Source organism: Dactylosporangium sp. NPDC051485 (assembly GCF_040682015.1).
Lineage (GTDB): Bacteria > Actinomycetota > Actinomycetes > Mycobacteriales > Micromonosporaceae > Dactylosporangium.
In genome coordinates this window covers 1-10,846 of record NZ_JBFAZW010000196.1, presented here as the reverse complement: position 1 = coordinate 10,846, position 10,846 = coordinate 1, and the positions used below count along the sequence as shown (strand labels likewise).

Below are 10,846 nucleotides of genomic sequence, written 5' to 3'. Positions count from 1 at the left end.
GGCAACACCCCGGACGGCCGCCGCGCCGGTGAGCCGTTCGCGCCCGGCGCCAACCCGATGAACGGCCGCGACGCGCACGGCATGGCCGCCTCGGCGATCTCGGTCGCCAAGCTGCCGTATGCGTCGGCGCGTGACGGCATCTCGCTCACCAGCACGGTCACCCCGGCCGGCCTCGGCCGTGGGGACGAGGAGCGCGCCGCGAACCTCGCCGGCCTGCTGGACGCCTACATGGGCGCGGGCGGGTTCCACCTCAACGTCAACGTCCTGGACCGGGCGACGCTCCTGGACGCGATGGCGCACCCGGAAAAGTACCCCCAGCTGACGATCCGCGTGTCGGGCTACGCGGTGAACTTCGTCAAGCTGACCCCGGAGCAGCAGCGCGACGTCATCGGCCGAACCTTCCACGGTTCACGCTGAAGCTGACCGGCGGGCAGAGTCGACACTGGACTTCGCCCGCCGGCCCGCGGCGACGGTCAGTCCCGCGGCGGCCTGGGCTCCAGCGCGAACACGGCGGTGCGCACCCCCCGGATGATCCGGTCGAGCTCGTCGATGCCGGCGGAGATGCCGTCCCGGGTGTCCGGGCTGGTGCTGCGCGCGGCCGTGCCCTGCAGCGACAATCCAACCGCGAAGAGATCCCGGATGAGGGTTTCCTGCAGGTCGGTGGCGATGCGCTGGCGCTCCTCGAGCGTCTTGATCTGCTCGTTGTCCCGGCGCAGGGCCGCCACGTCCAGCGCCAGGCCGGCGTGCGCGGCGAACGCGCTGAACTGCTCGAGGTCGCCGCGATCGAATCGGGCCTCGCCGCGGCGTTGGGCGACGGCGAGCACGCCATGCAGGCCATGGTTGCCGACCACCGGGGCGACCATGATCGGGCCCAGCTCCGGAACCACCGCGACCGCCGTGGCGGTCAGCGGGTCGTTCGACGGATCGGCGAGGAGGACCGGCTCGCCGCTGACCAGTACGCTGTCGGCCGGCGTGCCGGCGACCGGCACGGAGCGGCCGTGCCACGGCTCCAGCAGACCGACGCCGAGGGTGACGCGCAGGTCCGGCGTCGCGTCGTCCGGCGGGGCGGCAAAGGCCGCACCCGACGCGCCGGCCGCCTGCAGCGCGCAGTTGGCGAGGCAGCGGCGAGCCTGGTCGCTGTCGGCGCCGCGGAACAGCTCGGTGGTGACCGCGGTCATGGCCTCCTGCCAGTGGCGGTGCCGTCGGGCCTCCTCGAACAGGGTGGCGTTCTCGATGGCCACGCCGGCCGCGCCGGCCAGCGCCTTGACGACGTCCTCGTCGTCGCGGCTGAACTGCGCCGCGCCCTGCTTCTCCGCCAGGTAGAGGTTGCCGAAGACCCGGTCCCGCACGCGGATCGGCACGCCGAGGAAGCTGTGCATGGGTGGATGATCGTCCGGGAATCCCGACGATGCCGGATGCTCGGCGATGTCTGCGAGCCGGATCGGCTGAGGGTCCTCCACCAGGGCTCCGAGCAGGCCCTTGCCCTGGGGCAGGTCACCGATGCGGTCCACCACGTCGGGCGCCATGCCATCGTGCAGGAATCGGACCAGCTGCCCGTCCTGGATGACGCCGAGCGCCGCATAGCGGGCGTCCACGAGGCTGCGGGCGGCCGCGACGATCTGCCGCAGGACCTGCTCGAGGTCCACCCCCTGCGCGATGTCCAGGTTGGCCCGCAGCAGGCCCCGCAACCGCCCCTGCGTGTGCTGGACGTCGCGGATCCGCTCGATCAGCTGTTCGAGCAGCTCATCGAGCTCGAGCCGCGCCGCCACCACGAACCCGACATCGTTCATCCCGCCTCCCCTTCTTGGGCACCAGTCTGCCGGTGCGGGAGGCGGAATCGCCAGAGAGTCCGCCGTGATCTATCGCTCGATGTATGGGTTTGTGCGGTTTTGTCGTCGGCTGGTGATCGGTGGTGGCCGACCGATAATAAATAGAGCTTGATAGATGGAAGCAAGTGCCGTAGAGTGACCGGCGGGACCGGCGTCTTCCCCCGTGGATGCCGGTCCCCTTCTAGGTCCGGGCCGTTTCAGCCTTTCAGCGTGACGCGCAGCGTCGACAGGGACCGGCTGCGGAACGAGCGGCGCCACGCGGGGCCGTCAGACGGCTCCGCCAAGGTCAGGCGCGGGTGGCGCCGAAGCAGTTCACCGATGGCCACATCGGTCTCCAGGATGGCCAGCGCCGCGCCGAGGCAGTGGTGCGGACCGTGGCCAAGGCCCAGGTGCGGCGCGCTCGGGCGGCGCAGCCGGAACGCGTCCGGGTCCTCGACGACCGACGGGTCGCGGTTCGCGGCGGCCAGGCTCAGCAGGACCGTGGCGCCTTGGGGGATCGTCGCCGGGCCGTAGGTCAGGTCTTCCAGGGCGAACCGGCGGATCGACAGCTGCGCCGCGGGCTCGTGCCGCAGGGTCTCGTCGATCGCGGCCCGGCGCAGGTCGGCATCGTCGCGGACGTCGTCGAGCAGGTGCGGGTGCCGCAGCAGGGCCAGGGCGCAGTTGCCGATCAGGTTGATCGAGTTCTCGTAGCCGGCGAAGATCGTCAGGAAAGCCAGCGACGTGAGCTCCTCCTCGCTGAGGTGGTCGTCGGCGTCGTGCGCCGTAATCATCGCGGTCAGCAGGTCGTCGGTGGGCTCGGCGCGTTTACGGCGGATGAGCTCCACCAGGAACTGTTCGATCGCCATGACCGCGCGGGCCGGGGCCTTCGGGTCCTCGGGCGGCGGGCTCAAGAGGGTGTTGGTCCAGACGCGCATCTGGTCCACGTCGGCGTCGGGCAGGCCCAGCATGTCGCAGATCGTCGCGATCGACAGCGGCGTGGCGTAGCCGCTCACCAGGTCGGCGTCGGTGTCCGCGGCGAGGCGGTCGAGCAGGTCGTTCGCGGTCCGCTGGACACGCGGGCGGAGCGCCTCGACCCGGCGCGGGGTGAACGCCGGTGCGACCAGCCGGCGGATCCGGGTGTGGTCCGGCGCGTCCATGTTGAGCAGGTTAGCGTCCAGCCTCGGCGGGAGCGAGAAGCCGGCCCAGCCGCCGCCGGAGTTGCGCTTGTCGAGCGAGAGCCGTGGGTCGGCGAGCGCGGCGCGCACATCCTCGTAGCGGGTCAGCAGCCAGACCGGCGAACCGTCGGGCAGCGTCAAGCGGTGGGCGGGCCCGCTGGCGCGCAGCTTGCCGTACAACCCGTGCGGGTCCGCGAGCAGCGCGTCCATCGCGGTGGTGGTCATGTGTGGCTCCCGATCTGGCTGGTGCCGGCCGGGTCGCCGGCGGCTGGATTCCATGATTCGCGCAGTGCCCCGGCGACATCGACGAGCCGGTGCACCTCCGCGGCGAAGTCCTCGTGGCCGGCGCCGAACGCGGGCGGCTGCGGACCAGCGCCGTCCGGGCTCGCCGCACGGGGGCCGGTGTCCGGCAGCGTGGCACGCCAGGCGTCCCAGCGTGCCCGCCGCCGTTGCTCGTCGGCGCGTTGTGCCCCATCGGCGGTACCGTCCGGCACCGGCGTGTCCAGACGTGCCCGGCGCTCCGCCTCGTATGCGAGGCAGGCCGCCAGGATGTGCGCGGCGCGCACGGCGGCAGCACGGGGCGGGTCGGCGATCGCCGCCGCGGCCACGGTGTCGCTCATGTGGTGGCGCAACTGGCGGATGCCGTCGCCGATCTCGACCACCCGCCGCCGCAGCCGCCGGTCTACGTGGCGCAGGACGCCGCGGTCCGGCGAAGCCGACGGGTCCAGCACGACCTCGGGGACGGTGACGGTGATCGCTTCCCACAGCGGATACAGCTGACGCAACGCTCGACGCTGCACGTGCCATGCGGCAATGCGCGACAGCCGCGGGCCGAACGACGGCAGCGTCAGGCCGACGATGACGAGCATCGCACCGAGCGCGGCGAAGATCGGCACGAGCGCTTCGAGCCGCTTCGGGTCGGTGCCGAGCAGACCCTCGACAAGGGTCGCCGCGCGGACCGCGCAGTACAGCAGGCCGAGGCCGGCACCGGCGGCGGTCAGCCGCAGGCCGCGGCTGAGCCACACGCGGCCGGCGGCGCGCGCGTAGGGCAGGCACAGCCGGACGATGTCGGTGAAGCCGAGCGACACCATCGCGATGTAGCAGCCGAGGTAGGCCGCATAGACCGGGTCCCGGGCGTAGGTCGCGGCGGCGTCGGTCGGATCCTCGCCCTGCCGGCCGGCGGCGGTGAACAGCACCGTCATCGCGATGAGGACGCCCAGCACCCAGGCGATCCGCCAGCGTGCCCGCCGCCAGCCCCCGGGGTGCGGATGCGTCCAGAAGATGATGATGCACTGGATCGTGCCCGAGAAGGCGATGACGCAGCCCTGGCTGATGAGCAGCGACAGGTTGGGGATCGCCGCGGCCCGGTCGATCCGCGCCCACACCGCGGGGGTCGACACGGTGAAGATGACGCCGAGCAGCGCGAACGCCGCGCCGACGGAGTACAGCGACGGATCCCGCGGATCCTGGCGCAGGCCCCGCCCGAGCCGGTAGGCCAGCGCTGCCCAGGCGAGGGCGGCGGCGAGCGGATACAGCACGCCGTTCACGCCGGCCTCATTGCTGATCTCCGAGCGCCCGTTCGATGCGGGTGATGACGCCGGCGGCGCGCTCGGGCACGTCCCACCGCTGTTCACCGCGCCACGGGTTGAGCAGTTCGAACAGTTCGGTGCCGAGTTCCTCGGCCTCGCGCTCGGCGGCACCCTCGAAACAGGTGCGGGCGAGCGTGCCCTCAACCTGGTCGCCGAGGGTGGCGCGCACCGCCGCCGGATCGAGGTTGGGCAGCAGCCGCCGGATGGCTTCGGGATCGTCGAGTTCGCGCAGATGGTGGCCGTGGACGAGATGGGCGAGTTCGTGACACAGCACCATGTCGCGCAGCCAGCGCGGCGCGGCGGCGTCGATGATGATGCTCAGGCTCGTCGCGCGCACCGCGACCCAGCCGCTGGGCAGCTCGGGCGGCATCGCCACGTAGAGCCGGTGGATCGGCTTGCCCACGCGCTCGCTGACGACGTCGCAGAGGGAGTCCGGGGTGACGTGCCTCGGCAGGGACAGCCCGGCGACGACGCTGCTGCGCCGGCGCGGCCGTGCCCATCTCATCCGTCCACCGCTTCGTTCATCCTCCACAACGGCACGTGGCGGTCGCGCCCACACCGCGACCAGGTGCTGGGTCACGCCGGCGTCTCCGGCGAACCCTGGCCGGGCGAGTCGGGATGCTCGATGCCTTCCAGCTCGAGCAGCTGCGCCAGCACGGAGTTGAGCGCGTGCTGGCTGGCCGAGGACAGCCCGGTGCGGCCGATGACGTCACGCAGGACGACCTTCCGCACGTTCAGCTCGCGCATGGTGCGCAGGCGCGAGAGGTCGCTCTCGACGTCATCCAGCGCCGGGTCGTCGTCGGCAGAGACGAGATAGGTCGTCGGTACGCCGAACGCCAGCGCGAGCGCCTTGAGGTGGCTCAGCCGCGGGTCGGTGGCCTTGCCGCTGCGCAGCTCGCCGATATACGCCCCGCTGATGGTGACCGGCGCGTCCATCTCCTGCTTGAGCCGGTCGGCGAGCGCTCCCTTGTTGATCCGCTCGGCGATCTCGCTGTTGAAATACTCCCCGTCGGAGCGGGCGCGGTTGGCGCCGTCGTTGGGCTTGAAGGTCGCGAAGAGCAGATTCAGGCGATCTGCCAGGGAGCGTCGTCTCTCCATGGCTGGCTCCCACCGTCCTGGCCTGGCGCTGCCAGATCAGGCCACGTCCGCGTCCGCACCGGACGATCTTCGATCAACAGCTGTGGTGCACAAGTATAGGGCACCGTCAGTACCTGGACCGCCCCGCCGTTCTGCGCAACCGGGCGTAACCCGCACCGCCCCGGCAAAACACACGTTGACAGACGCCTATCTATCGGGCGTATTCTCGGACCGTTGCGCGAAACGCATGTTGAATGATTCGGCGTAACACGCAACGTGTGTGAAGTGGCCAGCGTATCGGTGGAAGGTGCGGCACGTCGGTGCAGGCAACGGGGGGTGCCTTCCACTCGCACGCCCGGACGCCGCAGTCGGCTGCCCGACGATACGGCGTCACCGTCTAGTGCGGCTGATACGTTCGGCGGCCGAGTCGCGACCCGGCCCCCGAAGGAACCCATGAGCCGCATCTGGTACCTCATTCCCGCCTGTCTCGCCGCCGCCGGCCTTCTGCTGTTCGGCATCGCCGCGGGCTCGGGCGGCGGGCTGTCGCCGCGCTCCTACGTGGCCGGGCACTACCAGCGCACCGCCGCGCGCGACATCGGCGGGGAGGCGCTCGCGTACACCAGCGGCCGGCCGCCCAGCAAGGTCGCCGAGGAGATCTCGCGGGCGTGGTCACCGGCCGGGCGGTACGCCGACGGCTCCGGCGTCTACCTGCGCTACTCCACCGACTCGGTCGTGCTGCGGCCCGACGGCACCGGCACGCTGATCCTGGTGGAGCCGGTGCGTACCGCCTACCGCCGCTACGCCGGCACGCTGGGCGACAGCGGCTGGTCGAACCGGAGCGGTGGCTGATGCGCCGCCAGAAGATCATCGACATCGTCTGGACGAGCGTGACCGGCGTCGTCATGGCCGGCACGGTCGCGTACGTCATGACGCACACCGGCCACGACGACGGGTCCGGGCACCATGCCGCCGCCCAGTCCGTCGCCGACGACCTCACCCGCGCCGCGGAGGCGCACGGCATCTGCTACGGCTGGCACCTGCTGGACGACAAGACCCCGGTCAGCTCCGGGTCCAACCTCGGCGTCGGGGCGCGCGTCGCCGAGCACCCGGACCGTTGCCCGAAATGGATCGAGCTCCGCGGTACCTACCACGACTACCCGGACAACAGCCAGTTCGAGGACTATGCCGAGTACACGATCGCGACCAGCGCCGCGCTCGGCAAGGGACTGGACCCCGCCGGTCTGGAGCGGCTGGACGCCGGGACCAACCGGCTGCTGGACGACCCGCGCGGCACGATCCTCGACGCCGCCGAGGTGCTGCCGCTGCTCGCGCTGGAGGCGGGCATGACCGCCACCCCCGTGCCGGAGCGGGCCGCGACGGGCGCCCCGCGACCGGTCGCCGAGGGCGGCAGCGACTTCCTGCGGGACCGGTGGGTGCTGCTGCTGATCGGCGGCGCGCTCCTGCTCGCGGCGGCCGGCGCGACGGTGCTGCTGCGCCTGCTGTCCCGGCTTCTGGTGACGGCACCCGCGACCGGGCGGCCGCGCGATACCGGGCCGAGGCCGAGTGGGACGACCGGCACGAGGCCGCGCGCCACCCGGTCGGCCGACCGGAAACCGTCGCCTTGAACTCAAAGATCCGCCACCCCGATTACCCGGCCTTGGCCGGGTAGTCAAGCTGCTAGTGGGGCTGTTCATGGACCACCCACAGCGTCGGGGGTGAGGGGAGAACAACCGATGAACCGGCCTACGGCGACCCGGGTGAGCGACCGCACCGTCAAGCCCGCGGTCGATGACGACGAGCTAGAGCGGCACGTGCCCGATGCGGAGCATCTGGTCGCGGAGGCGGTGGCCCTGGCGACCGCCCAGGATGCGGACCCCGAGCTGGTCGCGCAGTACTGGCGCCTGGTGCCGGACGAGGAGCTCGCCGGCTGCGAGGCGGCGAAGATCGTTGCCGCCACGCGGTCGCATCTGGAGCTGGCCCAGCAGCGGGTGCCCGGCGAGCTGAAGCTGCGCCTGGGCATGAGTGTTACCGGCGGCACGGCGCTGGAGATCGCCACCGACGAGATGCCGTTCCTCGTCGACTCGGTCACGAGTGCGCTGTCGGCGCGCAATCTCGACGTGAACATGCTGGTGCACCCGCTCGTCGTCGTGCGGCGGGCGCCGCTGGGCGCGCTGGAGGAGGTCCGCGCCGGCCTGGAGCCGGAGGACGCCGCGCCGGGTGACATCGTCGAGAGCTGGATCCGCATCGAGGTGGACCTGATCCGGGACGAGGCCGATCTCGAGGGGCTGCGCAACGACCTGGCCCGGGTGCTCGAGGACGTACGCGAGGTGGTCGAGGACTGGCCCAAGATGCGCACCCAGGCACTCACCCTGGCCGACGGGCTCGGCAGCGCGAAGCTGCCGGTGCCGGCCAAGGACATCACCGACTCCGTCGAGCTGCTGCGCTGGCTGGTGGACGACCACTTCACGTTCCTGGGCTACCGGGAGTATCGGTTGACGAAGGGCGACGAGGGGGAGGAGCTGCTGCAGGCGGTGCTCGGCACGGGCCTGGGCATCCTGCGGTCCGACCAGACCCATCCGCGCGTGCTGAGCTCGATGACCGCTGAGTCCTACGCCAAGGCGCTGGAGAAGCGGCTGCTCATCATCACCAAGGCCAACTCGCGCGCCACGGTGCACCGCTCGGCGTACCTGGACTACATCGGCTTCAAGCAGTTCGACGTCAACGGCGAGGTGGTGGGGGAGAAGCGGTTCCTCGGGCTGTTCTCGTCGGCGGCCTACCGGACCAGCGTTCGTGACCTGCCGGTCGTCAAGCGCAAGGTCGCCGAGGTCGTCGAGCGCTCCGGGCTGTCCCCGCGCAGCCACTCCGGCAAGAACCTGCTGGAGACGCTGGAGACCTATCCGCGCGACGAGCTGTTCCAGATCACCACCGACGCGCTCTACCGGACCGTCATGGGCGTCCTGCGCCTGGCCGGCCGCCGCCAGCTGCGGCTGTTCCTGCGCCGCGACGCCTACGGCCGGTTCATCTCCTGCCTGGTCTACCTGCCCCGCGACCGGTTCACCACCGCCAACCGGCTGCGCATCCAGCAGATCCTGCTCGCCGAGCTCAACGGCATCGGGGTCGACTACACCACCCGGGTGAGCGAGTCGAAGTTCGCCCGCGTGCACTTCATCGTCCGCACCGAGCCCGGCAACCCGCCCGGCGACATCAACGTCGACCGTCTCACCGAGCGCCTCGCCGACGCCACCCGGCTGTGGGACGACGACTTCCGCCTGGTGCTGGAGCAAAGGCTCAACGACGAGCACCAGGCCAAGCAACTCCACAAGCGCTACGGCGGCGCGCTCTCGGACACGTACAAGGACGAGCACACGCCGAACGAAGCGGTGCAGGACGTCGCCAAGCTGGAGCTGCTCGACGAGCCGGGCCAGCTCGTGATGCACGTCTACCTCCGCCGCCAGGCCGAAAGCGACATCCGGTTCAAGGTGTTCCGCTACGGCGAGCCGATGATCCTCTCCGCCGTCCTGCCGGTGCTGCACTCCCTCGGCGTACGGGTCACCGACGAGCGGCCCTACGAGATCGCCCGCTCCGACGGCACCGTCTACCTCTACGACTTCGGCCTGCAACTGCCGCCCGGCTCGCGGGCGATCGTCGAGGCCCGCCCCCACCTGGAGAACGCGTTCTCCGCCACCTGGCACGGAGAGGCCGAGGTCGACAACTTCAACACCCTCGTGCTGAAGGCCAGGTTCACCTGGCGCGAGGTCGTCATCCTGCGGGCCTACGCGAAATATCTGCGCCAGGCCAGCACGGTGTTCTCGCAGGACTACATGGAGACGACGCTGCTGACCTATCCCTCGATCGCCGCGAAACTCGTGGACCTCTTCACGGCTCGCTTCGACCCGCAGCTGCACCTGTCCGAGACGGCGCGGTCGGAGTGGTCGAAGATGATGGTCGCGGCGATCAACGAGGACCTCGACACGGTCACCAGCCTCGACCAGGACCGCATCCTGCGCTCCTTCCTGCACCTGATCCAGGCCACCCTGCGCACGTCGTTCTTCCAGCGCGGCGACGGGGGGCGGCCGAAGTCGTACATCGCCTTCAAGCTCGACCCGCAGTCCATCCCCGACCTGCCGGCTCCGCGGCCCCGGTTCGAGATTTTCGTGTACTCGCCGCGGTTCGAGGGCGTGCACCTGCGCTTCGGCGCCGTCGCTCGCGGCGGCCTGCGTTGGTCCGACCGGCGCGAGGACTTCCGGACCGAGATCCTCGGCCTGGTCAAGGCGCAGATGGTCAAAAACGCGGTCATCGTGCCGACCGGCGCCAAGGGCGGGTTCGTCCTCAAGGAGAAGCCGGGCGACCGCAACGAAGCCGCCGAGTGCTACCAGCTGTTCATCTCGGCCCTGCTCGACGTCACCGACAACCTCGACGGCGGCAAGATCGTCGCCCCGCCCGACGTGGTGCGCCACGACCTCGACGACCCCTACCTGGTGGTCGCCGCCGACAAGGGCACGGCGACGTACTCGGACATCGCCAACGAGATCTCCATGCGGTACGGCTTCTGGCTCGGCGACGCGTTCGCCTCGGGCGGCTCGGCCGGGTACGACCACAAGAAGATGGGCATCACCGCCAAGGGCGCCTGGGAGTCGGTCAAGCGGCACTTCCGCGACCTGGGCGTGGACACCCAGACGACCGAGTTCACCGGCGTCGGCGTCGGCGACATGTCCGGCGACGTCTTCGGCAACGGGATGCTGCTCTCGCCGCACATCCGGCTCGTGGCCGCGTTCGACCACCGGCACATCTTCGTCGACCCGCGTCCCGACGCCGCGACGTCGTACGAGGAGCGGGCCCGGCTCTTCGCGCTGCCCCGGTCCTCCTGGGACGACTACGACAAGTCGCTGCTCTCGGCCGGCGGCGGTGTCTACTCGCGGGCGGCGAAGTCGATCCCGATCTCGGCGGAGGCGAGGGACGCGCTGGGGATCCCGCCGTCGGTCACGGCACTCACGCCCAACGAGCTGATGCACGCGATCCTGTCGGCCCCCGTCGACCTGCTCTGGAACGGCGGCATCGGCACCTACGTCAAGTCCACGGGCGAGTCGCACGCCGACGTCGGCGACAAGGCCAACGACTACGTCCGGGTCAACGGCCGCGAGCTGCGGGCCAAGGTGGTGGGGGAGGGCGGCAACCTGGGCCTGACCCAGCGCGGCCG

The 10,846-nt window shown here is 71.0% G+C and carries 9 protein-coding genes; 4 read left to right on the top strand and 5 right to left on the bottom strand.

What is annotated here, in order from left to right; translation table 11 throughout:
* Positions 1-417: glycine radical domain-containing protein (locus AB0M46_RS49885; protein WP_363348537.1), on the top strand; the 417-nt coding region annotated here is incomplete at its 5' end.
* A gap of 56 nt (positions 418-473) precedes the next feature.
* Here AB0M46_RS49885 and AB0M46_RS49880 read toward each other — a convergent pair.
* From AB0M46_RS49880 to AB0M46_RS49860, 5 genes are all read right to left on the bottom strand, one after another.
* Positions 474-1,790 (bottom strand): GAF domain-containing protein, encoded by a 1,317-nt coding sequence (locus AB0M46_RS49880; RefSeq protein ID WP_363348535.1) that lies wholly within the window; start codon positions 1,788-1,790, stop codon positions 474-476.
* A 236-nt stretch (positions 1,791-2,026) separates the two neighbouring features.
* Positions 2,027-3,208, bottom strand: a complete 1,182-nt coding sequence (locus AB0M46_RS49875; RefSeq protein WP_363348533.1) for a cytochrome P450 — start codon at positions 3,206-3,208, stop codon at positions 2,027-2,029.
* On the bottom strand, positions 3,205-4,530 hold the full coding sequence (locus AB0M46_RS49870) for an MAB_1171c family putative transporter (RefSeq protein ID WP_363348530.1): 1,326 nt from the start codon (positions 4,528-4,530) through the stop codon (positions 3,205-3,207). The genes AB0M46_RS49875 and AB0M46_RS49870 overlap by 4 nt, the downstream gene beginning before the upstream one ends.
* Before the next feature lie 7 nt (positions 4,531-4,537).
* Entirely contained in the window at positions 4,538-4,975 is a 438-nt protein-coding gene (locus tag AB0M46_RS49865) for a hypothetical protein (RefSeq protein WP_363348528.1), read from the bottom strand.
* Positions 4,976-5,148: 173 nt separating this feature from the next.
* Complete coding sequence (locus AB0M46_RS49860) at positions 5,149-5,670, bottom strand: hypothetical protein (RefSeq protein WP_363348526.1); 522 nt, start codon at positions 5,668-5,670, stop codon at positions 5,149-5,151.
* 432 nt (positions 5,671-6,102) lie between these two features.
* On the opposite strand from AB0M46_RS49860, the gene AB0M46_RS49855 reads away from it, so the two are divergent.
* From AB0M46_RS49855 to AB0M46_RS49845, 3 genes are all read left to right on the top strand, one after another.
* Entirely contained in the window at positions 6,103-6,498 is a 396-nt protein-coding gene (locus tag AB0M46_RS49855) for a DUF4247 domain-containing protein (RefSeq protein ID WP_363348523.1), read from the top strand.
* Positions 6,498-7,274 (top strand): hypothetical protein, encoded by a 777-nt coding sequence (locus AB0M46_RS49850; RefSeq protein WP_363348520.1) that lies wholly within the window; start codon positions 6,498-6,500, stop codon positions 7,272-7,274. The genes AB0M46_RS49855 and AB0M46_RS49850 overlap by 1 nt, the downstream gene beginning before the upstream one ends.
* 108 nt (positions 7,275-7,382) lie before the next feature.
* A partial coding sequence (locus AB0M46_RS49845) for an NAD-glutamate dehydrogenase (protein WP_363348518.1) occupies positions 7,383-10,846 on the top strand: 3,464 nt, incomplete at its 3' end.